Origin of the sequence: Vibrio sp. D3, from assembly GCF_043995865.1 — a bacterium.
Taxonomy (GTDB): Bacteria; Pseudomonadota; Gammaproteobacteria; order Enterobacterales; family Vibrionaceae; genus Vibrio; species Vibrio diabolicus.
On record NZ_CP171886.1, the window covers coordinates 1,622,546 to 1,646,177 of the forward strand.

Genomic DNA, 23,632 nt, shown 5'->3' on the forward strand with positions numbered 1-23,632 from the left:
AAACATAATCGAGGCTCAACTCGAATACTAATTAGTAAAGTCAGGTATCATTATGGATCAACAAGTTAAACAAGAGCGTTTGCAAGGTCGTTTAGGGCCAGAGATCAAAGAGTTTCGTCAGGAGCGTCGTACGCTTCAGCTTGCAACTGTCGATGCAGAAGGTCGCCCTAATGTAAGTTACGCGCCTTATGTCCAAAATCAGGAAGGTTACTTCGTACTCATTTCTAAAATCGCTCGTCATGCTCGTAACCTCCTAGAAAATCCAAACGTTTCTTTGATGATGATCGAAGATGAAGAATCTTCAAAGCAGTTGTTTGCTCGTAAGCGCTTAACTTTTGATGCTGTGGCAAATATGGTTGAGCGTGACACGGAGATGTGGCACCAAGTTGTTGGACAAATGAAAGAACGTTTTGGGGAGATAATTGATGGTCTCAGCCAACTAGAGGATTTCGTGTTGTTTAACTTAAAGCCAGAATCGGGGCTATTTGTTAAAGGCTTTGGTCAGGCGTATCAAGTGTCTGGTGATGATTTAGTAGATTTTGTTCACCTTCAAGAAGGTCACAAGAAAATCGAAAGTGCTTGATTGTAAATCGGTCATGTAAATATCGATCATTCGGAATAATGAACGCATAAGGGGAGTTAGGTTATACTGGCTCCCTTTTTTATATTGGAACAAAAGCATGAAGCCTGTGAGCAAGGAATTGAGCGAGATTTGCTATCCGTTTATTTACGAGGACAGTCCGGTTTGTGACTTTGAAATCACGGCTGATGAACTTTGTAGTCGTATTGGTTTAGTTCTCGCGATGGATCTGGACGAGTTTAGCCGCGACATACTGACAAGAATGCAGCCTAATGTTTATCACCTAAATGGTTCGGTTCGCGGAAAGCTAGCGATTACAGAAGCGGAAGTTGAAGAGCTAAAGGCAGATTATGACTTGCTTAAGCAACGCATTGATGGTGGATTCAAAGGTTTCGTTCTACCCGGAGGGCACCCTGCATCCAGTCAATTGCATTTGTGCCGTTGCCAAGCTAAAAAAACGGTACGAGCATTAGTTGCGATCGAACATGCAGGTAAGAAGCAACCTGCCCCCATTCTATTTCGTTACGCGAACTTATTGGCGAATGTACTTTATAGCTTGGCTTCTTATATTAATCACATCAATCAAGTCGAAGAGACAGAGTTTGTATCTCGTAGTTACTCGATGCCAAAGAAGTGACCTGAGAAACTAGCAGCTGCGAACATCAAAGCTTCTGCGCGAAAAAATAGCCGCAAAACACCATATTCGACAATTTGTTTCTTGGCTGTTTAGTTAAGATTTAAGAAGCCATAGCTTTGGCTTCTAGTTCTTTTGCACCGCGCAGCATGGCTTCAATCAGTTCACCAGCATTGAACTTCTCAAGCGCCTCGTGTGCGCCAACTTGGTGAGCTCTGTCTACACAGATTTCGCTCGATAACGACGTATGCAAAATGCGGTATGAGTGATTAAGAGCGGAGTCATTTTGTACTTCGAATGCTAACTCGTAGCCGTCAAGCCCTGGCATCTCAATATCACTGACCAAAATATCGATTGGTCGATGAGCCTCAGCCTCGCTTTTCATCAGCTCTAATGCGTCTAAACCATTTTTACAAATTTGGTATCCGATATTGATACTATCAAGAGCATCACACAGCTGTTTACGAGCGATGGAAGAGTCATCCACCAAAAGAATGCTTAATGCTTTTAGGCGCTCACGTTCAACATCTGTCAGCATCGGGATCTTTGAGTTTTCGTATTGCGGATAAATTTTGGAAAGCAGCAGTTCTACATCCAGCATCTGAACCGTTTTGTCTTCGTAGCGAGTAATACCCGTTACGAAAATATTTTTCCCAGCGCTCGCTGGTGGGGTTTCAATGGCTTTCCAATCGCATTCAATGATCTTCTCAATACTACGAACCATAAAGGCGACCACGGTTCGCAAACAGTCTGTCACGATCAAGTAGCAATTTTTGTATTCTTCTTCACTGATAGGACGAAAGCCGACAGCCGCTGACATGTCGATAACAGGCACTGTTAAGTTACGTATTGTGACGGTGCCAATAACGTGATGATGCGAGTAAGGGATCTTCGTGGTTGGCATATACGGAACGATTTCACGGACTTTTAGCGTGCCTATCGCGAAACGCTGTTGCAGGGTGAGTTTGAACATCAACATGCCCTGAGATTGATTCGCTTTACTAACGACTTTTGCCATGAAATAACCTTATAAATACCACCGAATTGTGTCTAATCTAATCTTATCAGACGAAGGCTTCAACCATCGGAGAGACAAATGTGAGCTTTTTAGACAATCTCTTAAAGAATAGTGATTAACTGAGCAAAACTTGGTTGTATTTTAATCTTGTTATGCCGAAAGTTTTATAGTCCCATGTATTTGAGCCTTGAAGTCGCCTAGGTATAAACAAGAAATGTTTGGCGTGTTAAAAGGGATTGGGTACACTTGCGCGACCAGAATAGTGAGAGATAGATCAATGGCAAATACAGCAGCCGCATTACATATTCTTGTGAAGCACAAAGAGCAAGCAGAAGACATTATCAAGCAACTGAAAAAAGGCGCAAAGTTTCAGACACTAGCGAAGAAGTATTCCACTTGCCCGTCAGGCAAGCGCGGTGGTGATCTTGGTGAGTTCCGCCGTGGTCAAATGGTACCTCAGTTCGACAAAGTGTGCTTTTCTGGCGAGGTTCTGACGCCACACCTAGTCAAATCCAAGTTCGGTTGGCATGTTGTAAAAGTGCTTTACAGAACGTAGTGATTTCTTACAGGTAAGCTTGAGCTTTTTAAATATTACCTGTTTCTGCATATTGTGAGTAATACATGACAGGCATAAGTTAAAGCCATGTATTACTCATAAATTTCCTCTATTTTCCCTACTGTTAATCAGTACAAAGAGATGCCGCATCAAGTTTGATTTGGCATGAGTAAGGTTTTGGGGAGTCCCAATAGATCTTATCAAATTCTGAGTTGCAACCTGCATCTTCCATTAGTGCTGTATCCCCGTCACATATCAACATAACTGCATTATTACCTTGAAACTCTGAAAGAATTCGATAATTAGAAATGTTTCCATCGATAGCTAACTGTGAGAGTTTGGTGATTTGAGCTGGATTAGCTGATATCGCATTTTCGAATATTTCTTTCTCTGTTAGTCCTGCTGTGTCTCCAAACTTGAGCTCACCGTCAACAGCTTGGGCTACATCTTTTAAAATCGAGGCCATATCAAACATGACCTCTTCAGGATATTGAGAGCTGTTAGCGCAAGAAGTCAATGAGAGAAGAAGGGTGATAACGATGATTAGCTTCATAGATTTCTCCAAGCACTAAGCTGTCCGCTTTCATTTCGGCCAGTGTCTAAATTCCAATTTTCAAAAAAGCCAGTATCTTGGTTTTCATAAATGGTAGCTGCCAGCTTTTCCCAAAATATTTGGATTGTCTTAATCGCCTTATCAAAAATTTCATCGTAGTGCTTAATACCATCTGGCGTTTCTAAATCCTGAATATAAGTAGAGTCAACTTCGTTTGGAAGCGGGTAAGTTAACCCTAGTTTAGAAGCCACATGCCTCGCCCAAGGAAATAAGCGATGCGACTCCTCAGCATTATCTACAATGGATTGAAATCCTTCGTGCCAGACGTTTACGTCAGGCTCGCATTCTTTAGCATATTCAGGGTAAGTGGCTGAAAGGGCACTAGACCAAATAGTACGAATAACTGGATCTATTAGGTTGTTGTTACTCTGGTCCACACAATTGCCGATGTTTTCTCTGACTCTATCTGCAAGGCCAATACTTCCGAGTTGCATCCTGGACGGCCAAATATAAGCATCTTGGTGCATTTCACAAATTCTGTGTTGCTGGGCGTTTTCTGCGTAAGGGCCCACTTTTAATTCAACAACAGGATGAAGAGTAATATCGGTTGCTACATGTGCTACAAAGCCACATAACCATGAGAAGGTTTTTTCAAAGTGTTCGTTATCTGCGGCCTTTACCTGCTGAATAAGAGCATCAATTAGCTTACCAACGTGGTTGTAATGCATTTTATCTGCCCACTTATTTTGCGCAGAATTCATTAGAGCAAGGTAAGGATAGTCGGGGCTCACACAACCGAGCTCTAAATACCGTTTATTTTGAGCTAAAGCCTTTTTTGCTTCTCGAGGTATGTTTAACTTCATCAATGCATTATTAGCAGAAGCTTCATTTACCGCTGTGATATGTGCGAAAGCACCAGGCATAGTAACCTCCATGTACAGTTTAAATGCATGGAGTTTACTATGCAGGCAATATGTTCGTTGCGACTCGAGTCTTATAAAAAATAAATGTTTATGTGTTGGATATCGAGCGAGGCATTTGCAAATTATCGCCTTAGGACGTGCGTTATCTATTTTAATGAAATTCGATAATGGCACTTCAAAAAATTCATGAAATCGTGTTATTTGATATAGGAGTCCAACACTTTCAGTACAACTTCCATATCAGCTTCACGCTTTTCTAATTCTTCCTCCAATACGACGTGTTCGATGAGATGGCCTTTGATCACCTCTTTCATTAAGCCATTTACAGCCCCTCGAATTGCAGCGATTTGTTGCAACACATCTTGGCACTCATGTTCTTCTTCCAGCATTTTTTTAAGACCACTCACCTGACCCTGTATTTTGCTGACACGGGTATTGAGCTTCTTTTGATCTCTGGTTGTATGGGACATGACTTATCTTCTTTAAGTTACTGACTGCGAGATTCTAACTGATAATGTAGCACTCATCTTATACTGGGGGGTAGTATTAAATACTGGGGGGGAGTATAGTTTAGGGCAACTTTAGAAGAGCATATTGAGAATAACAATGGATTTTGTCGCATTATTACAACAAGGTAATGGATGGTTTTTTATACCCAGCGCCATTTTATTAGGAGCGTTACATGGATTAGAGCCAGGACATTCAAAAACGATGATGGCGGCGTTTATTGTGGCCGTAAAAGGAACAGTGAAGCAGGCGGTTATGTTGGGGCTGGCTGCAACGCTTTCCCATACGGCGATCGTATGGATAATTGCTGCGGGTGGGATGTATATAAGTCAAAGATTTACTGCAGAAGCTGCGGAGCCATGGATGCAGCTTATCTCTGGGGTAATTATCGTTTCGACGGGTTTATGGATGTTCTGGAGAACGTGGAGCGATGAGCGAGCTTGGCACAAAGCTCATAAGCAAGCTCGAGACTGGAGAACGCAAGTTGTCGATACTGGTCATGGGCATCTATCGCTTTCTATCGTAGAAGAAGGGCATCACTGCCGTTTTCAGTTACGCACACTTAACGGTAAGCCTTTAACGGCTGAAAACGTTAAACTAGTGCTACCTAACGCAATCAGGCAGCCTTCTGATATTTATCACTTTATTGAGCGCGATGGCTATTTGGAATCCGCCTCCTGTATTGAAGCCTATGATGATTTTTTCGTCACGTTGATGGTCGGGCACCATGATCACACCCACGATTTCGAGGTGCATTTTCATGCGGATTCCCACTCGGAAGGTGAGAATAAAGAGTACCAAGATGCTCATGAGCGTGCTCACGCTCTAGATATTCAAAAGCGCTTTGGCGATCGAGATGTTACCAATGGACAAATACTTCTGTTTGGTTTGACGGGTGGGTTATACCATGCCCGGCGGCGGTCACTGTTTTACTCATTTGTTTGCAACTTAAGGCCATGACACTTGGTGCAACCTTGGTGGTGTCTTTCAGTATTGGTCTAGCGTTAACTTTAGTTGCAGTTGGTGTTGTCGCGGCAGTGGGCGTTCAAAAAGCAACATCGAAGTGGAGTGGTTTGAACGATGTGGCTCGTCGTGCACCTTATCTATCGGGGATCTTGATTAGCGCCGTTGGTGTATATATGGGCATGCACGGGTTTACGACGTTAATGAGCTAAGCTCTGTTGTAATTATTACGTCGCTTTTTGTTTATTAAAGGTAGCTCTTTCATGTTGTGGATGATTACTAAGTACGCGTTAACCGCAGGAATAGTGGTGCTGATATCTGAAGTTGCCAAGAGAAGTGATAAAGCGGGAGCGCTGATTGCCGCGCTCCCGACGGTCACTATTTTAGCTTTGATTTGGATGTATATTGAAGGGCAAGGTCAGGAAAAGCTCGCGAACCACGCGTTTTATACTTTTTGGTATGTACTGCCTACATTGCCGATGTTTCTAGTTTTTCCTTTCTTACTGAGCCGATATTCGTTTTGGTTCTCTTTGGGAATTTGCGCCATTATTTCAATCGTTTGTTTCTTTATTGTGACCATCGTTATCAAAGAATTTGGAATAGAATTAACTTAATTGAGCAAAGGAGAATTGTAAGAATATAGGTCGAAGCGCTCGCTTATTTATATTTTCAAGGCTCTAACTAGAACTCTTTTTTTAACTCTCGATGCTAGTGTGGCCGCTTACTTGAAGTTAGCGATTGCTCTCTTGTCTTTCAGCCAAACCTCGTAGAAATGTGACGTTTTGAAGACTTTTCTTCCTTCATTCTAAAGTTATCGGTAATCAGGCAGATACAGTGGCTACAAAGTTACGTCTAGCTTTGCCAGACAGGCTAAAAATACAGTTTGTGTTGGTTATAAGAGGCGAAAGGCTTAACGCTCTGTCGTGAGCATCACATTGAATTGTACCGAGACAATTAAAATGAAAAGAATCATCTTATTAGCCGTTTGCGCCATGTTTGGTATTGCTGTCGTGGCAAGTATGGCATCAACGTACCTAATTTCGAGTCAGAAAATCGATGACATCATCTTAAACAAATCCCAAGTTCAAGCTGAGTTTTTAGCAGGAAATGCAAGTTATATTTTGGAGAACTCAGCCAACCCAATGCAAGACTTACAATCGCTCGTTGAGGGTTTGAAACAACGTTCAGACGTAAGCTATGCAGTCGTAATTGATCGCAATGTGACGGCGGTTGCTCACAGTGATAAGCAAAAGCTAAATAAAATCTACAATGATAACTACACCGTTGAAGGTGCAACCAAAGGTGTACAACAGTATTCAAAGTGGTATGCCGATGTCCAGAAAGTGTGGGTGTTTGATATCATGGCGCCGATCTACGTGAATGGTCAGTTGTACGGCACGTTTGATATTGGTATTCCTATTACAGAAGTAAGCCAAGCGACGAATGGAATTATTACTTCCCAACTGATTTCCATGGTGGTGATCTTCGTTCTGTGTGTTTTGGCTCTATCGCTTCTACTCAACAAGCTGATGCGACCGCTCTCTGCGCTTAAGGAGGCGTTGCAAGACATCTCGAAAGGTGACGGAGACTTAACGGTTCGTTTACCAGCAAAAGGTAATGACGAAGTCGCACAAATTTCTTCGGCGTTCAACGTGTTTGTTGGCAAGGTACATGAAATCATTACACAAGTTGTAAATACTGGTGTGGATCTGAATGGTTCCGCTGTCGCGCTGCGTGGACAATCTCAACAAGCGCTTGCAAGAGGGCAGGAGCAGAATGAGCAAACCATGCTGGTTGTCACGTCTATGAACGAAATGATCGCGACCGTCAACGAAATTGCGTCAAATGCTGCTGGTGCAGCGAGTGCTGCGAGTACGGCAAGTAATGAAACTCAAGATGGCTACAAGACGCTAGAACGCACCAAGACGGCGATGACGAATCTTGAAAACGAGATGAACAGTACTTCCAATATTATCGTAAGCCTTGCGGACAACACTCAGTCGATTGGTAGTATTCTTGAAGTCATTAGAGGGATCTCTGAGCAAACTAACCTATTGGCGTTAAATGCCGCTATTGAAGCAGCGCGCGCCGGTGATGCCGGACGAGGTTTTGCCGTAGTGGCAGACGAGGTTCGTAATCTTGCAACTAAAACGGCTCAGTCCACTGATGAAATTGACAACATGATCCATCAGTTGCAAACCGAAGCCCAAAGTGCGGTTAATTCAATGAGTAATAGTAGAGCCCTAATTGAAGAAGGCACTGCAGAAACGGAGCTCGCTCGACAAGCACTAGAGGCAATTGCTGATCAAGTTACTACTATTTTGGATATCAATACTCAGGTGGCAACGGCAACAGAACAGCAATCGACGGTAGCAAATGAAATTAACATGAATATGGATACCGTCAGTCACTCCGTGAAAAACGCGCTAACGGCGAGTGAGCAATTGGAAGAATCAAGTCAACAACTTGCGGAATTATCGAGAACTCTCGATCGTCACGTAGGAGCGTTTAGAATTTAAACGCCAACGGAAATCCTTTTGCAAAAGCCAGTAAATCTCGATTGCTGGCTTTTTTATTTGAGAAAATCGAATGTCGATTTGCTCTACTATGCCAGTTTTTATAGTTATTGGGATAAATGATTAGTGCTTAACTAGGCGTTAATCTTCGCGTGTTGTTTTAAGTGCTCTACAAACATAGAGATTTTCTTGGCTAAGTGCTTTCTAGAAGAGTAAAACGCATAAAGCACTAAATCTTCAGGTTCGTATTCTAGAGGGATGACTTCAAGCTTGCCGCTCTCGATCTCATCTTTGCATGATTCTATTGGAAGTATTGCGTATCCAAGCCCTGATAACGCGCCAGATTTAGCGAGATGACCACTGTTTACTTTGAACGAGGATTGTACTGTTTGCGTAATATGACCTCCGTCGGGATTTTTAAACACCCAGGGAGCACCATTTACAGCAGTAAGTGTCGTGATACAGGGAACATGATTTAAATCCGTAATTTTGTAAGGGCGGCCGCACTTATTAAGCAGTTGAGGCGCAGCCAAAATAACACTGGGCCAGCGTTTGATTTCCCTCGCCACCCAATTGCTGTCAGACAAAGTCCCTCTATGAAAACTCAAAATGACATCAAAGCTATCAATAACCTCATCTTTAGGGTTTAGCGTTGTATCGCAAGACAAAGAGATTGACGGGTATTGCGTGCAAAAGGTGACAACCGCTTTGGCCAGTACAGGTGTGTCTGGCATAAGAATACGTAGCTCTCCCGTTACTGTGTGCGAGTGGCGAGTCACGGTTTCTAGCGCGTTGTTGAGTTGTTCCAATAATGGACGAGTGCTGCTATAGAGCTCTTCTCCAGCCTCGGTAGGCGTCATTCGCCTTGTCGTTCTATTGAACAACCTGATGTTTAACTTTTCTTCAAGCAGGGCAATATGTCGGCTGACATTCGATGTTGGTATATTCAAACACTCAGCGGCTCGCTTAAAGCTGTTGTTTTCATACACACAGTGAAAACTTTTTAACCAGATTTGGTCGACGTTATCAAACATTCTATTGTCCCACTTTATTGGATTATCAAGCCAGCATATTGCACTTTATCCTCAGACTGAGTTGCATACAATTTTATTTAACAGTCAGAGCGGGCAAACGATGCAGATGTCGTGCTACGAGGTGATCAATAATGAGGTACTCATGAGTTGGCTAGAAAGGTTATTTGAGAATAAGAATATAATAGGTTCGCGCAAAGCGTCTATTCCTGAGGGCGTTTGGACAAAATGCCCTGAATGTGAACAAATACTTTATCGCGCGGCATTAAAAGAGAATTTGGAAGTATGTCCTAGGTGCTCTCATCACATGAGAATGGCGGCACGTCAAAGGTTGAACACTTTTCTGGATCATGGAACACAGCAAGAGTTGGCAAGTGAGTTGGAACCGCAGGATATTTTGGGTTTTAAAGACTTAAAGCGATATAAAGAGCGAATTGCCATCGCGCAGAAAACGATTGGAGAAAAAGATGCCTTGGTTGTGATGCAGGGGAAGTTGCTAGGCTTGCCTGTTGTAGCTTGTGCGTTTGAATTCTCTTTCATGGCTGGCTCGATGGGGGCGGTGGTTGGCGAGAAATTTGTCCGCGCCGTTGAAACTGCGATTAATATAAAATCTGGGCTAGTGTGTTTTTCTGCTTGCGGAGGGGCGCGCATGCAAGAGTCTTTGGTAGCACTAATGCAAATGTCAAAAACCAGCGCCGCGTTAAACCACTTATCTGAGCACAGATTACCCTATATCTCAGTATTGACGGACCAAACTTATGGTGGCGTCTCGGCGAGTTTAGCCATGTTGGGAGACATCAATATTGGTGAACCTAAAGCAAGCATTGGCTTTGCGGGAAGGCGTGTTATTGAACAAACGGTACGTGAAAAGCTACCAGACGAGTTTCAAAGAAGTGAGTTTTTATTGGCACATGGTGCATTAGATATGATTGTAGACAGACGTGAAATGCGTGATCGCGTTGGCGGCTTATTGGCTAAGTTAACCAACGCGAGGGTGGTCTCAGAATAGGTTGTATTAAAGTTAGATTTAGTACTTGCGTTTATTGAGCCGTAATCATTACAAACCGTTCATTTTGCCCCCATCTTGGTTCCGCATTCATTAGGCTGAGATCCAACGCCGTTTGGTATGGGTCAACAGCAAAATGGTCGCTTACTAAACCCCAGAGCATCCAGTTGATTGCGGTTTCATTCTCGGTAAGCTCTTCGAGTGGCGCTTGGAGGAAAAAGTACTCATCTTCGCCATCGTAACCGAGCCGATCATAAATAATGTTGCGTAGCTCTCGATCCAAATCATGTTGGAGGTTGATTGAGTCGTACAGTTGCTCTTCTGTTGGGCTATTCTCATGGTGATAAACATTGCGTTTTGACTCTTTGCGTAAAGTACCTGCGCCAGTTTCAATGCTTACTTTCTTTTGCGAGTGTTGCTCAAGAACTTGAATGATTTCATCCTCTAGCTGATCGAGTTTACTCAGCAAAACTTGATTGTTTATGTCACCAGCGGGGGAGGCCATCGTTTGGAAGGCTTTCACTCTCTCGTAGACTGCTTTCCCGTGAGGAAGCGCTGCAAAGCACTGTTCTCGGAGCGCGTCATTGGCTTGCCAAATGCCCGAGTAGAGCTCGTAATCATGTGGATATGGTGGAAGATCTTCGTATCTTCCCCTAATAATTCTCGCCAGCGCTTTTGCCACTGTTCTTCTTTTGCGTGTTTTACACGAGCGTATTGCTTAACCCAGCGGTTACGAAGGTTTACCCCAAAAATGGCAAGTCCCCATGGAGCGAGCAAATAAAAATAATAGTGAGAAGAGTTATCCCAAAAGTAACCGTAAACGTAAACACCAAAAGCAAGCACCCAAGTTCCAATAGTACAAGCAATAATCCCGGACATTATTGATGATTGGCGCTTTGTTTCTCTTAATGTATTACCTTCAGCACATAACCAAAAAATGCCACCAAAAACAAAGGCAAACGTTGTCATGAAGTAGGCAATCCCCGCTCCCAAAAATCCCCAAAGTGACATGTATTATCCCTAGCCAAATATCTGCTTTATTCACTCATCAATGACTCGAGGAGTAAATGTGTTTCATTTGGCGGAGAATTTACCATTAATGCCAACCTTTTGATATGCACTCGATGACTTATTAGGAATGAGTCACAAATAAAAATAGATGGTATCAAGCATCAAAATTTAATTTAGAACCTTTGATTGTCGTGAACTCTATCTGGAAGAGTTAAGGGGGGCGTTTAAGGGCAATTTTCCTCATGAAGTCGTTATTTAGAAAAAGGTAAATTAATGTTTTTATTGATAATTGTGAGAAAGCTTGGGTTGGGATTGATCCCATAAATTTAGAGTAAAAAGCCTATTTTTGGGAGCGATTTCATAAATTTTATGATACTGATTTCACTGTTTGAGCTGTAAAGAATATAAACCCCCACTCAATGTATGTTAATAATCAATGAGTGTTGTTATGTCTCATATCCGTTTTTTCCCGCGCCATCGTTTGGCGCTTGCTTGTATGCTAGCGAGTGTGTCTAGCTTCTCTTTTGCACAAAACCAGTGCGCTGTTGCTGATTTACAACAATCGAGAGACTTGGCTGCTGCCGTTTCTGGTGCTGAGTATGATTGCTACCACGCTTGGTTTTCAGCTCCTTCCGCAACGCTGAACGATATTTACAGCGAAGCGAGCTTAAGCCGTATCCAAGTCGCGTTGGATCAAGAAATTGCCCGCTATCGTGGAGAAGCAGAGCAAGCTCGTGTTCTAGAAAATCTGGGCGAGTTTATTCGTGCTGCATACTACGTTCGTTACAATGCTGGCACAGGTACACCTGAGTTTTCGCAAGCGTTGAGTCAGCGTTTTGCTCAGTCGACGAACCTATTCCTTAACAACCCTCATGCTTTGGATCAAGGTCGTGAACAAGTTGGCGCAATGAAGAGCTTGACTTTGATGGTTGATAACGTGAAGCAGTTGCCGCTGACCATGGATAGCATGATGGCCGCGTTGATGCACTTTAACCGTGAAACCGCGCAGGACACGCAATGGGTCGATGGTTTAAACAACCTGTTCCGTTCTATGGCAGGTCATGTAGCAAACGATGAGTTCTACCGATACATGGCAAACAATACTCACCATATTGATACATTAGCGAGATTCGCATCTGATAACGCTTGGGCATTGGATACGGATGCGAGCTTTATTGTTTTCAATGCATTACGTGAAACTGGTCGTTTGCTCGCGAGCCCAGATCAGGAGACCAAACGCAAATCCTTGGCTGTGATGCAACAAGTGATGCAGCGTTACCCATTGGGCAGTGAGCATGACAAACTGTGGCTCGCTGCCGTTGAAATGATGAGCTACTACGCACCAGAAGGCCTAAATGGTCTGAATATTGAGCAAGCTAAGCAAGATCTAGCTGCGCGCGTGATGCCAAATCGTTTTGAGTGTCAGGGGCCTGCCATCATTCGCTCTGAAGATCTAACTGATGCTCAAGCTGCGAAAGCGTGTGAAGTACTGGCTGCGAAAGAAGCCGACTTCCATCAAGTGGCGAATACGGGCAATCAACCTGTTGCTGATGACTTGAATGATCGTGTTGAAGTGGCGGTGTTTGCTAGTAACGACAGCTACGTTGATTATTCTTCGTTCCTGTTTGGTAACACAACGGACAACGGTGGTCAGTACCTTGAGGGGAATCCATCAAAAGCGGACAATACCGCCCGTTTCGTGGCTTATCGCTATGCGAATGGCGAAGATTTATCGATCTTGAATCTAGAGCATGAGTACACGCACTATTTGGATGCGCGATTTAACCAGTACGGCTCATTCAGTGATAACTTAGCCCACGGTCATATCGTGTGGTGGCTGGAAGGTTTTGCTGAATACATGCATTACAAACAAGGCTACCAAGCGGCGATCGAACTGATTGCAGGCGGTAAACTGAGCCTTTCAACTGTGTTTGATACCACATATTCTCACGATACTAATCGTATCTATCGTTGGGGTTACTTGGCCGTTCGATTCATGCTGGAAAATCATCCGCAAGACGTAGAAAGCTTGTTGGCGTTGTCGCGCACTGGTCAGTTTGAACAGTGGGCGCAACAGGTGACGACATTAGGTCAACAATATGACGCAGAGTTTGAGCGCTGGTTGGATACGTTAGAAGTGGAGCCAGAGCAACCAGGTACTGACCCAGAAGAGCCAACAGAACCTGAAGCACAAGTGACTGAATTGACGGCGAACCAAAGCCTTCAACTCAGTGGCGAAGCGTACAGCGAAAAACTGTTCTACGTTGACGTACCAGCCAACACCGTGCGCTTTAATGTATCTATTGAAGGTGCGGGGGATGCGGATCTTTACATGAGCTACAACAAAGTTGCGCATTACTACGACTTTGAAATGAGCCAGTATGGCGATGGCAGCAATGAAGAGATTGTATTTGAGCCAGAGCAGGATGGTTACGTGAAAGCAGGTCGTTACTACATCAGTTTAACTGGCCGTGATAGCTATGACTCTGTGAATCTTGTGGCAGCTTTAGACGTTGAAGCGCAAACACCGCCAACACAAGTGCAAGACGATTTGGCACCGGTGGTACTAGAGTCTGGTGAAGCAAAAATGCTGACCGTTTACAAGCAGCGTTATGCGGCAGTGTATGTACCTGAAGGTGTTGAAGAGGTTCGTGTATGGCTAACGGCTCACTCTCAAACTGGTAATGTCGATCTATACGCCAGCAGAGAGCATTGGCCTACGGTTGAGCAACACGAGTACGTGTCCAACTATGCAGGTAGCAACGAATACCTTGCGATTCCTGTTACTGAAGCGGGCTATGTGCACTTCTCTCTTCAAGCACCAGAACAAGGTGATGACGTTGAAATGTTAGTGCACTTCAACTAAAACATGCTCGATTAGCTGAAATCGAGATAAAAAACGTCGCTCATAGAGCGGCGTTTTTGTTTGTATCGGATGCCATTGTGATCAAACAGCGGCGAATGCCAGTTAATAGGCTGATTTATCGAGTTATCCTTTGCTCTTTTTCTAAACGGCTTTAGGTTTGTATTACAATTTACCGCGCACATAAACTTTTTTAGCGACGCGTTCTGTGACCTAGCTTCTGATTTGTGCTTTCCAAACGGATACAATATATATGCACCCCGTGCAATAAAGTGAAAAGGGAAAGACATGAAAACGCTTATTTATGAAACGTTGATTAGCCTTGCTAACCAAGAACCTGAACAACATGCAAGAATCCGACAAAATCTATATGAACAGTTGGATCTGCCGTTCGATAAGCAGCTGGCTTTGTATTCTTGTGCCCTTGGTCCTGCAAGTTCAGGCAAGTTGGAGAGTAGTCAAGGCATTAACAACGCGGTAGATTGCGCGGTTAAACTGCTTGAAACCCCTGAGCGCTAATTCACTCGTTGTTTAAATCACGGCCCGATCCCCAAGGGCCGTTTTTAATTGCCTTTAAATTGATTTCAACGTCGTGATTACTCTGCTCTTTCCGCCAGCACTTCTTTGAAGGCAAACATGCCGTTTAATGCCGCTGGAAACCCTGCGTAGACGGACATCTGTAAGATGACTTCCTTAATTTCAGCCTCGCTGCAGCCTACATTAAGTGCTGCATTGAGATGTACTTTCAGTTGTGGCGCACAATTCCCCATTGCCGTTAGCGCGGCGACGGTTGCGATTTCTCTCGATTTTAGGTCTAAGCCTGGGCGAGCATAAATATCGCCAAACGGATACTCAATGGTGTACTGAGCTAAATCTGGGCAAATATCTTGTAAGCTTTCGATGACGTTATGACCAGCGTCGCCATCAATGTGAGAGAGTAGTTCTAATCCTTTGTTAAAGCGTGATTGTTCCATTGATATGTTCCTAGTGAATAAATGCAAACATACCTTAATCCTTAGAGTTAACTCTAAGTCAACGAACTTTTCCGCTTTTATACAAGGCAATTTTTTCTTCTAGAGCCGTTAAGTGCTTCTGCTGCTGTTCAATGTGGATCTTGAGGTTTTCTTGATGTTGCTCTAGCAAGGCTTGGCGTTGTCGTACAGACTCTGAGCCGACTTCCCTTAATTTTGCATATTCCAGAATCTCTTCAAGTGGCATTGCAGTTTCTTTTAATCGCTTTACGAAGCTAATCCAGCTTAGATCTTTCGCACTATACACTCGATGCCCACTCGCGTTTCTATGGACATGTTTAAGTAAGCCAATTTTTTCATAGTATCGAAGTGTATGAGCAGACAAGCCGACGAGGCTAGAAAACTCTTTGATATTCATGATTACCCTCCAAGGTAATTCATACCAATAGGCATAAGCTAAGTTCCGCATTTTGAAGTCATTTCGGGATAGATACAAACGGTAATCTTCCATGTTTTAAGGTGGGATACGCAGAAGGGGGCTATTTTGAATACGCGCCAAACGTGATCCACCTGCCAGTTTCACTTTATTAAAAATTAGTTACTCAATAGAGTGGTTTGGCTGTTTTTAGTCTTTGGCCTCCTTTAGGGCGTACCCGGGCATTTTCTTTTATATATTTTGAACGCGATTTTTTGCAATACAAAACAATGACTTAGTTTGTTTTGTGTGCGATGTGCTTGAATGTCATCTACTCGTTTACGTCCAGAACCGTTTCTACTTGTGCAATGGAGGAGTCACTACGCCTTCATTTTCAGCCTTGAGTTAGGGCGAAAAGGGTGAGGGCGTCTGATGAATAGCTCTTATAATTTCGACTATTGAATTCACTCACAAAAAAATGCAAACAAGTAATCGTGAGTGAAAACGAGTAGGAGAACAACATGAGTGGCTCACAGGAAATACAATCATTCGGTGCGAATGTTATCTTACATGCGTTTGATTGGAAGTATGCTGACATTGCCCAACGAGCAAAAGAAATCCACGAGCTAGGTTACGGCTCCGTGTTGGTTTCGCCACCAATGAAAAGCGCCCACGATGATCGCTGGTGGCAGCGCTATCAACCTCAAGATTACCGTGTCATCGACAATGCGTTGGGTGATACCAAAGACTTTATCCGTATGGTTCGTGAACTGGAGCAAGTTGGCGTGTGGGTTTACGCTGACGTGGTGTTTAACCACATGGCAAATGAGGCCCACCTTCGCCGAGATCTCCAATACCCAAGAAAAGAGGTCTTGGAGGAATACCAACAAAACAAACAGAAATATCAGTCGCTAACGTTATTTGGCGACTTATCTCAACCGCTTTTTGATGAAGAGGACTTTGTTGAAGCGTTCGGTATTAAAGACTGGAAAGATAAATGGCAGGTACAAAATGGACGCATCACAGGTGGACCAACCGATCCTGGCTTGCCAACCCTCCGTGTTTGTGACCATGTCGTTGAGCAGCAACGCGCTTACCTAAAAGCATTGAAAGCCATTGGTGTGAAAGGTTTTCGTATTGATGCCGCGAAACACATGACGCTAGAGCATCTTAAACGTGTTTGGACAGACGACATCACACGCGATGTGCATATATTTGGCGAAATTATTACCGATGGCGGTGCGACAGAAGAAGAGTATCAGTTGTTTCTTGAGCCGTATTTGCAGGAAACACGCTTAGGCGCTTACGATTTCCCGTTGTTCTCGACCATTTTTAAGGCGTTTGCTAAAAAGGGCAGTTTCAAGTCGTTGATTGACCCATACTGTTTCGGTCAGGCCCTTTCGCCTGGTCGCGCGATTACATTTGTTGTCACGCATGACATTCCTAACAATGACGTTTTTCTTGATCTGATCATGGATGAGGAAAACGAATGGTTAGCTTATGCCTACATTCTAGGCCGCGATGGTGGTGTGCCATTGGTTTATACCGACTTAAACACTAGCGGTATTACAGATAAAAATGGCAAACCAAGATGGCAAGGCGCATGGAACGATCCGCGAATGGCGAAAATGATCCAGTTCCATAATATGACGCATGGCGAGTCGATGAGTGTTCTTGAAGGTAACGATGATATGCTGGTATTTAAGCGAGGGAGCAAAGGCATTGTCGTGCTTAATAAATCGCAGCGTCAGCAGTCTTTGGCATTGAAAATGGATGGTGACTGGGTGGATTTGATGACGGATCAGGACGTTCCATCTGACGGTAAGTTAATTGTGCCACCTAAAGCCTCAATGTTGCTCGTCGGAAACTAAAAAATAAAACACCGAGCTTAGCGAGCTCGGTGTTTATATTTATCGGCGGTCATTCAAGAACGGGTAAAGTCTAATGTAAAACCGAAGTCTTTCGCCTCTGCTATGAGGTTATGAGCACTCATTAACGCAACATTCAGCCTTTAAAAAGCCGATCACATCATCTAAACATTGGTACTCTGCAACGCAAAAAAGGGTTCGCCCCTCACGACGTTGGGTGAGAAGCCCGGCTGAGGCTAGACTAGAAATATGATGAGAGAGAGTGGATGCAGGAATGCCAAGCTTTTCTTGTACGCCGCCTACCGCGATACCTTTGTATCCCGCTTTGACAACTTCTTTGTAAATACTTAAACGAGTAGGATGACCTAACTCTTTTAGTGCTTTAGCGACGGCTTCAAGCTCCATACTGACCTCTAAAGAATGACTACAGTAAATTTGTTTCGATAATAGGGAAAGTCTCGGTAAATGCCAACTCTTGTGATCTAGGAACGATTTAAATCAGATGAGATTCATACCGGCTCATACCAGCACAACAATAATTGTCTACTCCAATGAGACAGATCAATCTTCATTATTATTTCACCCCACGTTCAAACTCCCTCGTCTACACTCATGGGTGAGTTGTCAGTTGGCAGACCAAGGAGGCGGCCATGATTGCGGTTCATAGAGATTATTGTTTGTCTAACAGTTCAGATTTACATGCTCACGTTAAAGTTAACCCTGTCGGTAAATTAGAAGTTGAGATTGTAGAACTTCAAGAGCGCCATACCACAGAGTTTGATGATTTGTCTTTTGAGAGCCGTGGGTGTGAAACTCGAATCTGTGGTAAAGAAGACACAACTCCGTGGCAGTTCAATCTTGCAGTTACTGATGCGTTAGAGCTTTCTCACTTAGTGGAAGAAGCAAACGAAGAGTATGAGATTTTAATGAATGATCTTATGTAATCTCGTGAGAAGATCATTTTATCCTGCACGGCATGTGACTCGGTACTGAAAAAGAAAAACCTCCCAAACGGGAGGTTTTTAACATTGAGCAAGTTACCGTCAGAGCGGCTCTTCTCTCGGCGGCGTTAGTTCTTGAACGTTATCTTCATTGAAGTCATCGGCGTAACCTTTCGGCGGTGGCGTCCAACCACGTTCTGAGCGCGAGAGTTTGTCATGGCGATCTTTTTGCATCTCTTCCGCCATTTTTTCCTCTAACTGAATAAACAGTTGTCGGAAATTGTTGTCATAACGTTCGCCTTCAGAATCATCTTCCCAAGCTTTGTAGAGTAGCTCGGACTTGCGTGCTTCAACACGCTTGTATGTCGCTTTTTGCTGCTCAACAAAGAAGGGATGAATACCAAGTGCTTTCATCGTGTGACCGCCCATCTCCAATGCGGAATGGTAGGTTTCCGATTCAATAATATCAGCCCCAGCTTGACGCAAAAGATAGCCGTGACCACGGTCAAAGGCGCGTGCGATCACCGTTACTTTGGGGTACGTGTGTTTGACGTACTTCACCAATTCCACACTCGATTCTTGGTTATCAATTGCGACGACCAACGCAGCCGCATGCTCGATGCCTGCAGTGTGCAGCATATCTGGTCGAGTCGCATCGCCAAAATAAGCGCGAGTGCCAATCTGGCGCATGTTATCGACTTGGTTGGCTTGGTGATCGAGCACCACGGTTGTTACACCATTAGAAACAAGCAAGCGGTTAACAATCTGACCAAAGCGGCCGATACCAGCGATGATTACTGTGCCTTTTTCTTCAATCGTATCGCTTTCTCTTTCGTTTGATTGAGTTTCAAAACGCGGCAGTATTAATTTGTCAAATAGAATGAACAAGCCTGGCGTTAAGAACATTGAGATAGCAACAACCAGCGCAAGCGTTTGCGAGAGTTCAAACGGAATGACGTGGTTTTGCACAGAGAAGCTTAGCAACACAAAACCAAATTCACCCGCTTGAGCCAAGCTGAGAGTAAACAGCCAACGGTTGCTGCCTTTCACTCTAAATATCAGCGCGAGAATAAATAGCACCAAGGCTTTCAATACCATCACGCCAATGGTCAGTGCCATGATCAACCAGAAGTCACCAAATAGAACTGAGAAATTGATCCCAGCTCCGACGGTGATGAAGAACAGACCCAGCAACAACCCTTTAAATGGTTCGATATTGGACTCTAACTCGTGGCGAAATTCGCTGTTCGCCAATACAACGCCAGCCAAGAAAGTTCCTAATGCAGGAGATAAGCCAACCAAACTCATCAGTGCTGCGATGCCGATCACCAGCATCAATGCGGTGGCGGTAAAAATCTCACGCAGCCCAGAGCTAGCAACATAGCTCAGCAGAGGTCGACTTAAAAAGTGACCACCAACGACAACAATCGCTATCGATGCTGTGATGACTATTCCGTACGCCCAGCCTGGTAAATCGGCCACGAGGTTTAAATCGTCATGATGCTGCGCGGCCGTTTGAACAGCATTTTGTGCTTGTTCGACTAACTCCGGCAGGGCCAGCAATGGAATAAAGGCCAACATCGGGATAACAGCGATATCTTGGAAAAGCAAAACAGAGAACGCGTTTTGTCCGCCTTCTGTCTTCGTTAACCCTTTTTCGCTAAAAGTTTGCAAAACAATCGCGGTAGAAGAAAGGGCGAAAATCAAACCGATGGCTAAGGCAATAGTCCAAGGCTGCTCAAAGTACAGGGCAATACCCATAATCGCCGCGATGGTACCGCCAACTTGAAGACCGCCTAAGCCCATTAAACGATTTCGCATTGACCAGAGCATTTTAGGCTCTAGCTCTAACCCCACTAGGAATAGCATCATCACCACGCCAAATTCGGCAAAGTGCTGAATTGTCGTTGTTTCCTCACCGACTAAACCGATAATTGGACCAATTACCACACCAGCGATGAGGTAACCTAAAACGGAACCGAGCCCTAAACGCTTGGCAAGTGGCACCGCGATCACAGCGGCAATCAAATACACGAAGGCTTGTAAGAATATCCCTGTCATGAAGCCTCCTTGATGAGCTTCGGAAGTGCGCTGTTGAGTTTGATTAATGACGCAGCAGCTTCAACATCCAGTCTATCTTCGACTAATGCTGTTAGCAGGCTTTTGTACCGTTCGACATGACGGGGAATTCGTCCTTCCTCTTCGGCTGTACGTGCGCCGAACAAAGCAAGAGGCGCAATGTAGTGCATGCCCGTGAGCGCTGACATTTGCTCGATAGGAGCGAGCAGTTCCCGAATCGTAAAATGGTTGTAGCCTTCGGCTTTATAGGCTTCTTCTTTGCCGCCGGCAGAAAGCACGCACAGCATGGTTTTACCTTGTAGTTCGGTTCCTTCAGTGCCGTAAGCAAAGCCATACTCCAAAACCAGATCTTGCCACTCTTTTAAAATTGCTGGGGTTGAATACCAATATAGTGGGAATTGAAAAACCACCACATCATGCTCGCGCAAGCGTTGTTGTTCACGGTCGATATTGATATCGAAACGAGGGTATTCACCATAGAGATCAACACATGTCACGCCTTCAATTTTTTGAGCTTCTTTGAAAAGTGGAGTATTCACTTCTGAACGATGCTGGGAAGGATGAGCAAAGAGAATTAATACTTTTTTATTCGCCATAAGGATCCTTGCTATCTAAATAACCATGCCCGGTAGGAGCGCAGGTTGGTTAGAAAATGTAACTCATAAATGGCCGTCAAGCTAGCTTGGAAAAGTGCTTAAGCTGTTTCAATATCAATAAAAAACCACCAAATAAGTTGGTGGTTTTGGCAAGCGTCAAATTTTAATTAATCATGAATAGGAACGACTAAAATATCGACTGGTGACTTGTTGATAAGATGTCTTGAGTAGGAAATGATTTTGCTCCAGAAATCTTGGTGATGGCCACAAATCAGCAAGTCCACTTCTTGCTCTTTGATGGTAATTTCGAGCTTATCGGCTAAATCACCAGTACCCACGAAAAAGTGTTTGAGTGGATAATCCATGTACTCACTGAATGTTCTCAAACATTCCATAGAGTGCTCATTCAGCGGCCTTTGGTCTGGGTTCTCTTTAATGTCTACGAGCTCACGATAAATTTCCCCGTGAGTTCCATCAATATGGATGAATGAAATATCGGAGTCGAGATAGTTAGCCATCGCTACGGCTCTGTCGATCAGAACAGTGCTCTCATCGGACAGTTCGAGTGCAACAAGGATATGTTTGTATTTCATTACCACGCCCTTATGTGGATTAGCTTTACTGTAAGCATAGTATGGCTTGGGCAAAATTTGTGTAGATAAGATCTCGAAATCGTTCAAAGTTTTGATAAATAATGCTGCTTGCTTTTTAGTCAGAAAACCCGCTAAACTTCGCAAATCATTTCTCTAGGAGATTACGCCAACATGAAGAACTAAACCTGTTATCCATATTTTTACTTATTTTTTGGATCTGCAGGGTTAGTAGGCGTAGCTCACTTTCCGATATTTCTTTGCAACAAGACGACTTTTTAATTTGACGTTTATCGTCGAGCTTTACATAGAGCTTAATGCGTTTGTGCACGCGTTTTGTTGCAATCTCAAATCATAGCTACGGCTGTTGTCCCTGTCATACAGGAGGCAAATTATGCCAGTTTTACAAGCTTTTAATGTTAGCCATCAGTTTGATAATGGCGAGACGCTATTCCAGTCTATTTCTTGTTCCATGACTAAACGACGTGTTGGTTTGGTTGGGCGCAATGGCATCGGTAAGTCACTTTTGGCTTCCATTTTGGCGGGAGAAACTCAGCCTGCCAGCGGTGTTGTGACTTCTCCCTCTTCTTTCATGATGTATCGCCAGCAGCCGTCTGATTTGCTTTCAGGTCAGCAATCGATCGCCCAGTTTCTGGGCAAAGATGCGGTCTTGCATGCTTTAAAGCAGATTGAACAAGGTGATGTTTCTGAACATTGGTTCGAACTGGTTGGCGAGCAGTGGGATATTGAACCGAAACTCAAACAGCAGCTCGCTGCGATGGGATTACCGCAAGACCCTGATTTCTCATGTGCTCGGCTCAGTGGTGGTCAGTTGGCGCGTTTGCAGTTATGGCAATTGTTTGAAAACGAAGCGGAGCTTTTGATTCTCGATGAGCCATCCAATCACCTCGATACCGAGGCGAAACAATGGCTGATAGAGTCTATGACGCATTTCGGCGGCGCGATTTTACTCATCAGTCACGATCGTGAGCTGCTGCGATCAATGGAGGAAATTTGGGAACTATCGGGCCTAGGTTTACAGGTTTTTGGTGGAAATTACGATGTGTATGCCGAGCAAAAACGCACTGAGCTACAAGCGATCGAAAGGCAGTTAGCGCAGGTCGATAAACAGAAAAAACAGTTAGCTGAGCAAGCCCAGAAAAATCGCGAAAAAGCAGACCAACGCGCCGCGCAAGGGAACAAACTGCGCAAAGACGGCAGTCAGCCCAAAATTTTGCTTGATGGCAAAAAGGATAGCGCGACCGCCAGCACCTCAAGTCGCAATAAGAATGAGCAACTCAGACAAGCGCATTTACAAGCCAAAGAGCGGGCGTTGCAATCGCGACATGAGCAGCTCAAAGCGCAAAAGCTTTATCTTGCAGATAATCCGAACCGTTCGCGAAAAGTATTGTCGATACAAGAAGGTATATTGCCTTTTGGAGATTCTACTCCTATCACTTTGCAGATTTTTGCGAACGATAAAGTCCATCTCAAAGGGATAAATGGCTGCGGAAAGTCAACCTTGTTAAAGACGTTGCTTGGCGAGTTGTCGTTGCTCAGTGGTGAGCTGCAAGTGAATACTCCCTTGTATTATCTCGACCAAAACTTTGGCGCAGTGAATCCAAATCTTTCGTTACTTGAGAGCGTAATGGAGACCTGCCAAGAGATGACGGAAAGTGAAGCGAGAACCTTATTGGCGGGGATCGGTTTTCGTCGAGACGCTGTGTTTCGGTTGGGGTGCGTACTCAGTGGTGGCGAGAAGATGAAGCTCGCAATGCTGATCGTCAGCCATCAACACTCCCAGCCTTTGCTGCTGCTTGATGAGCCAGATAATCATCTCGATCTCGATTCAAAAATAATGCTTAGTCAGGCGTTAAATGCATACAAAGGTGGATTTGTTCTGATTAGTCACGACCAAGATTTCGCTTCTGAGTGTGGGGTTTTGCGTCAAATCGAACTGAATTAAACGAAAGAGAGTAAACGCCATCGTAGCTCTTCAGCGTTGTTTCTA

The 23,632-nt window shown here is 44.1% G+C and carries 24 protein-coding genes and 1 pseudogene; 12 read left to right on the forward strand and 13 right to left on the reverse strand.

Translation table 11 applies throughout. The features are described 5' to 3' along the window. Positions 1-52: 52 nt before the first annotated feature. Both hutZ and ACHFJ9_RS07095 read left to right on the forward strand, forming a co-directional pair. A complete protein-coding gene (gene hutZ, locus ACHFJ9_RS07090; protein WP_139059240.1) occupies positions 53-583 on the forward strand; it encodes a heme utilization protein HutZ in 531 nt (176 codons plus the stop codon). Between the two features lie 97 nt (positions 584-680). Continuing rightward, on the forward strand, positions 681-1,217 hold the full coding sequence (locus tag ACHFJ9_RS07095) for an ATP:cob(I)alamin adenosyltransferase (protein WP_074189872.1): 537 nt from the start codon (positions 681-683) through the stop codon (positions 1,215-1,217). A 100-nt stretch (positions 1,218-1,317) separates the two neighbouring features. On the opposite strand, the gene ACHFJ9_RS07100 is transcribed toward ACHFJ9_RS07095, so the two are convergent. Beyond that, positions 1,318-2,232: a chemotaxis protein gene (locus ACHFJ9_RS07100; protein ID WP_395354446.1), complete on the reverse strand. Its 915-nt coding sequence runs from the start codon at positions 2,230-2,232 to the stop codon at positions 1,318-1,320. A 277-nt stretch (positions 2,233-2,509) separates the two neighbouring features. Here ACHFJ9_RS07100 and ppiC point away from each other — a divergent pair, with 277 nt between their 5' ends. Further along, positions 2,510-2,788 (forward strand): peptidylprolyl isomerase PpiC, encoded by a 279-nt coding sequence (gene ppiC, locus ACHFJ9_RS07105; protein WP_395354448.1) that lies wholly within the window; start codon positions 2,510-2,512, stop codon positions 2,786-2,788. A gap of 124 nt (positions 2,789-2,912) precedes the next feature. Here ppiC and ACHFJ9_RS07110 read toward each other — a convergent pair whose 3' ends face one another. The 3 genes from ACHFJ9_RS07110 to rcnR all read right to left on the reverse strand — a co-directional run bounded on the left by ACHFJ9_RS07110 (position 2,913) and on the right by rcnR (position 4,734). After that, entirely contained in the window at positions 2,913-3,341 is a 429-nt protein-coding gene (locus ACHFJ9_RS07110) for a hypothetical protein (protein WP_395354450.1), read from the reverse strand. Continuing rightward, complete coding sequence (locus tag ACHFJ9_RS07115) at positions 3,338-4,264, reverse strand: zinc dependent phospholipase C family protein (RefSeq protein WP_395354452.1); 927 nt, start codon at positions 4,262-4,264, stop codon at positions 3,338-3,340. Before ACHFJ9_RS07115 ends, ACHFJ9_RS07110 begins: the two co-directional genes overlap by 4 nt. A gap of 197 nt (positions 4,265-4,461) precedes the next feature. Next, on the reverse strand, positions 4,462-4,734 hold the full coding sequence (gene rcnR / locus ACHFJ9_RS07120; RefSeq protein ID WP_395354454.1) for a Ni(II)/Co(II)-binding transcriptional repressor RcnR: 273 nt from the start codon (positions 4,732-4,734) through the stop codon (positions 4,462-4,464). Between the two features lie 136 nt (positions 4,735-4,870). Between rcnR and ACHFJ9_RS07125 the strand changes: the two are divergent. The 3 genes and pseudogenes from ACHFJ9_RS07125 (at position 4,871) to ACHFJ9_RS07135 (ending at position 8,253) form a co-directional block, all read left to right on the forward strand. Beyond that, positions 4,871-5,946, forward strand: a pseudogene (locus ACHFJ9_RS07125) (nickel/cobalt efflux protein RcnA). Positions 5,947-5,997: 51 nt separating this feature from the next. Next, positions 5,998-6,348, forward strand: coding sequence for a DUF3147 family protein (locus ACHFJ9_RS07130; RefSeq protein WP_005392525.1), 351 nt, complete (start codon positions 5,998-6,000; stop codon positions 6,346-6,348). A 345-nt stretch (positions 6,349-6,693) separates the two neighbouring features. Then, positions 6,694-8,253, forward strand: coding sequence for a methyl-accepting chemotaxis protein (locus ACHFJ9_RS07135; RefSeq protein WP_395354457.1), 1,560 nt, complete (start codon positions 6,694-6,696; stop codon positions 8,251-8,253). Between the two features lie 131 nt (positions 8,254-8,384). Here ACHFJ9_RS07135 and ACHFJ9_RS07140 read toward each other — a convergent pair whose 3' ends face one another. Next, entirely contained in the window at positions 8,385-9,284 is a 900-nt protein-coding gene (locus tag ACHFJ9_RS07140; RefSeq protein ID WP_395354459.1) for a LysR family transcriptional regulator, read from the reverse strand. Between the two features lie 142 nt (positions 9,285-9,426). Between ACHFJ9_RS07140 and accD the strand changes: the two genes are divergently transcribed. After that, a complete protein-coding gene (accD, locus tag ACHFJ9_RS07145) occupies positions 9,427-10,290 on the forward strand; it encodes an acetyl-CoA carboxylase, carboxyltransferase subunit beta (protein WP_395354461.1) in 864 nt (287 codons plus the stop codon). A gap of 31 nt (positions 10,291-10,321) precedes the next feature. On the opposite strand, the gene ACHFJ9_RS07150 is transcribed toward accD, so the two are convergent. Both ACHFJ9_RS07150 and ACHFJ9_RS07155 read right to left on the reverse strand, forming a co-directional pair. Then, positions 10,322-10,810, reverse strand: coding sequence for a hypothetical protein (locus tag ACHFJ9_RS07150; RefSeq protein ID WP_395354463.1), 489 nt, complete (start codon positions 10,808-10,810; stop codon positions 10,322-10,324). Next, complete coding sequence (locus ACHFJ9_RS07155; protein WP_395354465.1) at positions 10,807-11,298, reverse strand: hypothetical protein; 492 nt, start codon at positions 11,296-11,298, stop codon at positions 10,807-10,809. The genes ACHFJ9_RS07150 and ACHFJ9_RS07155 overlap by 4 nt, the downstream gene beginning before the upstream one ends. Positions 11,299-11,746: 448 nt before the next feature. Between ACHFJ9_RS07155 and ACHFJ9_RS07160 the strand changes: the two genes are divergently transcribed. Both ACHFJ9_RS07160 and ACHFJ9_RS07165 read left to right on the forward strand, forming a co-directional pair. Further along, positions 11,747-14,164: a M9 family metallopeptidase gene (locus ACHFJ9_RS07160; protein WP_395354467.1), complete on the forward strand. Its 2,418-nt coding sequence runs from the start codon at positions 11,747-11,749 to the stop codon at positions 14,162-14,164. Positions 14,165-14,449: 285 nt separating this feature from the next. Continuing rightward, positions 14,450-14,680, forward strand: a complete 231-nt coding sequence (locus tag ACHFJ9_RS07165) for a PAS factor family protein (protein ID WP_005375384.1) — start codon at positions 14,450-14,452, stop codon at positions 14,678-14,680. A 77-nt stretch (positions 14,681-14,757) separates the two neighbouring features. Here the strand turns inward: ACHFJ9_RS07165 and ACHFJ9_RS07170 are convergent, their stop codons facing one another. Continuing rightward, complete coding sequence (locus ACHFJ9_RS07170; RefSeq protein WP_104972819.1) at positions 14,758-15,135, reverse strand: carboxymuconolactone decarboxylase family protein; 378 nt, start codon at positions 15,133-15,135, stop codon at positions 14,758-14,760. A gap of 58 nt (positions 15,136-15,193) precedes the next feature. After that, positions 15,194-15,550 carry a MerR family transcriptional regulator gene (locus ACHFJ9_RS07175; RefSeq protein ID WP_053809604.1) on the reverse strand — a complete coding sequence of 119 codons (357 nt, stop codon included), beginning with the start codon at positions 15,548-15,550 and terminating at the stop codon, positions 15,194-15,196. A 518-nt stretch (positions 15,551-16,068) separates the two neighbouring features. Between ACHFJ9_RS07175 and ACHFJ9_RS07180 the strand changes: the two genes are divergently transcribed. Next, positions 16,069-17,418: an alpha-amylase family protein gene (locus ACHFJ9_RS07180; RefSeq protein ID WP_395354470.1), complete on the forward strand. Its 1,350-nt coding sequence runs from the start codon at positions 16,069-16,071 to the stop codon at positions 17,416-17,418. A 108-nt stretch (positions 17,419-17,526) separates the two neighbouring features. Here ACHFJ9_RS07180 and ACHFJ9_RS07185 read toward each other — a convergent pair whose 3' ends face one another. Continuing rightward, complete coding sequence (locus ACHFJ9_RS07185) at positions 17,527-17,820, reverse strand: ArsR/SmtB family transcription factor (protein ID WP_005375388.1); 294 nt, start codon at positions 17,818-17,820, stop codon at positions 17,527-17,529. 245 nt (positions 17,821-18,065) lie between these two features. On the opposite strand from ACHFJ9_RS07185, the gene ACHFJ9_RS07190 reads away from it, so the two are divergent. Then, complete coding sequence (locus tag ACHFJ9_RS07190; RefSeq protein ID WP_005392536.1) at positions 18,066-18,359, forward strand: hypothetical protein; 294 nt, start codon at positions 18,066-18,068, stop codon at positions 18,357-18,359. Between the two features lie 99 nt (positions 18,360-18,458). Here ACHFJ9_RS07190 and ACHFJ9_RS07195 read toward each other — a convergent pair whose 3' ends face one another. The 3 genes from ACHFJ9_RS07195 to ACHFJ9_RS07205 form a co-directional block, all read right to left on the reverse strand. Further along, the gene (locus tag ACHFJ9_RS07195; RefSeq protein ID WP_046873745.1) at positions 18,459-20,417 is read right to left on the reverse strand and encodes a monovalent cation:proton antiporter-2 (CPA2) family protein; all 1,959 of its coding nucleotides are present in this window, start codon (positions 20,415-20,417) and stop codon (positions 18,459-18,461) included. After that, positions 20,414-21,031: an NAD(P)H-dependent oxidoreductase gene (locus ACHFJ9_RS07200; RefSeq protein WP_005392538.1), complete on the reverse strand. Its 618-nt coding sequence runs from the start codon at positions 21,029-21,031 to the stop codon at positions 20,414-20,416. The genes ACHFJ9_RS07195 and ACHFJ9_RS07200 overlap by 4 nt, the downstream gene beginning before the upstream one ends. A gap of 167 nt (positions 21,032-21,198) precedes the next feature. Further along, entirely contained in the window at positions 21,199-21,624 is a 426-nt protein-coding gene (locus ACHFJ9_RS07205) for a universal stress protein (protein ID WP_005392539.1), read from the reverse strand. A gap of 391 nt (positions 21,625-22,015) precedes the next feature. Here ACHFJ9_RS07205 and ACHFJ9_RS07210 point away from each other — a divergent pair, with 391 nt between their 5' ends. Next, entirely contained in the window at positions 22,016-23,587 is a 1,572-nt protein-coding gene (locus ACHFJ9_RS07210) for an ATP-binding cassette domain-containing protein (protein WP_395354474.1), read from the forward strand. The last annotated feature ends 45 nt before the right edge of the window (positions 23,588-23,632 follow it).

Bases quoted from the DNA above. Each gene is read 5' to 3' on its own strand.
- hutZ (WP_139059240.1), top strand. From the start codon at position 53: ATGGATCAACAAGTTAAACAAGAGCGTTTGCAAGGTCGTTTAGGGCCA.
- ACHFJ9_RS07095 (WP_074189872.1), top strand. From the start codon at position 681: ATGAAGCCTGTGAGCAAGGAATTGAGCGAGATTTGCTATCCGTTTATT.
- ACHFJ9_RS07100 (WP_395354446.1), bottom strand. From the start codon at position 2,232: ATGGCAAAAGTCGTTAGTAAAGCGAATCAATCTCAGGGCATGTTGATG.
- ppiC (WP_395354448.1), top strand. From the start codon at position 2,510: ATGGCAAATACAGCAGCCGCATTACATATTCTTGTGAAGCACAAAGAG.
- ACHFJ9_RS07110 (WP_395354450.1), bottom strand. From the start codon at position 3,341: ATGAAGCTAATCATCGTTATCACCCTTCTTCTCTCATTGACTTCTTGC.
- ACHFJ9_RS07115 (WP_395354452.1), bottom strand. From the start codon at position 4,264: ATGCCTGGTGCTTTCGCACATATCACAGCGGTAAATGAAGCTTCTGCT.
- rcnR (WP_395354454.1), bottom strand. From the start codon at position 4,734: ATGTCCCATACAACCAGAGATCAAAAGAAGCTCAATACCCGTGTCAGC.
- ACHFJ9_RS07130 (WP_005392525.1), top strand. From the start codon at position 5,998: ATGTTGTGGATGATTACTAAGTACGCGTTAACCGCAGGAATAGTGGTG.
- ACHFJ9_RS07135 (WP_395354457.1), top strand. From the start codon at position 6,694: ATGAAAAGAATCATCTTATTAGCCGTTTGCGCCATGTTTGGTATTGCT.
- ACHFJ9_RS07140 (WP_395354459.1), bottom strand. From the start codon at position 9,284: ATGTTTGATAACGTCGACCAAATCTGGTTAAAAAGTTTTCACTGTGTG.
- accD (WP_395354461.1), top strand. From the start codon at position 9,427: ATGAGTTGGCTAGAAAGGTTATTTGAGAATAAGAATATAATAGGTTCG.
- ACHFJ9_RS07155 (WP_395354465.1), bottom strand. From the start codon at position 11,298: ATGTCACTTTGGGGATTTTTGGGAGCGGGGATTGCCTACTTCATGACA.
- ACHFJ9_RS07160 (WP_395354467.1), top strand. From the start codon at position 11,747: ATGTCTCATATCCGTTTTTTCCCGCGCCATCGTTTGGCGCTTGCTTGT.
- ACHFJ9_RS07165 (WP_005375384.1), top strand. From the start codon at position 14,450: ATGAAAACGCTTATTTATGAAACGTTGATTAGCCTTGCTAACCAAGAA.
- ACHFJ9_RS07170 (WP_104972819.1), bottom strand. From the start codon at position 15,135: ATGGAACAATCACGCTTTAACAAAGGATTAGAACTACTCTCTCACATT.
- ACHFJ9_RS07175 (WP_053809604.1), bottom strand. From the start codon at position 15,550: ATGAATATCAAAGAGTTTTCTAGCCTCGTCGGCTTGTCTGCTCATACA.
- ACHFJ9_RS07180 (WP_395354470.1), top strand. From the start codon at position 16,069: ATGAGTGGCTCACAGGAAATACAATCATTCGGTGCGAATGTTATCTTA.
- ACHFJ9_RS07185 (WP_005375388.1), bottom strand. From the start codon at position 17,820: ATGGAGCTTGAAGCCGTCGCTAAAGCACTAAAAGAGTTAGGTCATCCT.
- ACHFJ9_RS07190 (WP_005392536.1), top strand. From the start codon at position 18,066: ATGATTGCGGTTCATAGAGATTATTGTTTGTCTAACAGTTCAGATTTA.
- ACHFJ9_RS07195 (WP_046873745.1), bottom strand. From the start codon at position 20,417: ATGACAGGGATATTCTTACAAGCCTTCGTGTATTTGATTGCCGCTGTG.
- ACHFJ9_RS07200 (WP_005392538.1), bottom strand. From the start codon at position 21,031: ATGGCGAATAAAAAAGTATTAATTCTCTTTGCTCATCCTTCCCAGCAT.
- ACHFJ9_RS07205 (WP_005392539.1), bottom strand. From the start codon at position 21,624: ATGAAATACAAACATATCCTTGTTGCACTCGAACTGTCCGATGAGAGC.
- ACHFJ9_RS07210 (WP_395354474.1), top strand. From the start codon at position 22,016: ATGCCAGTTTTACAAGCTTTTAATGTTAGCCATCAGTTTGATAATGGC.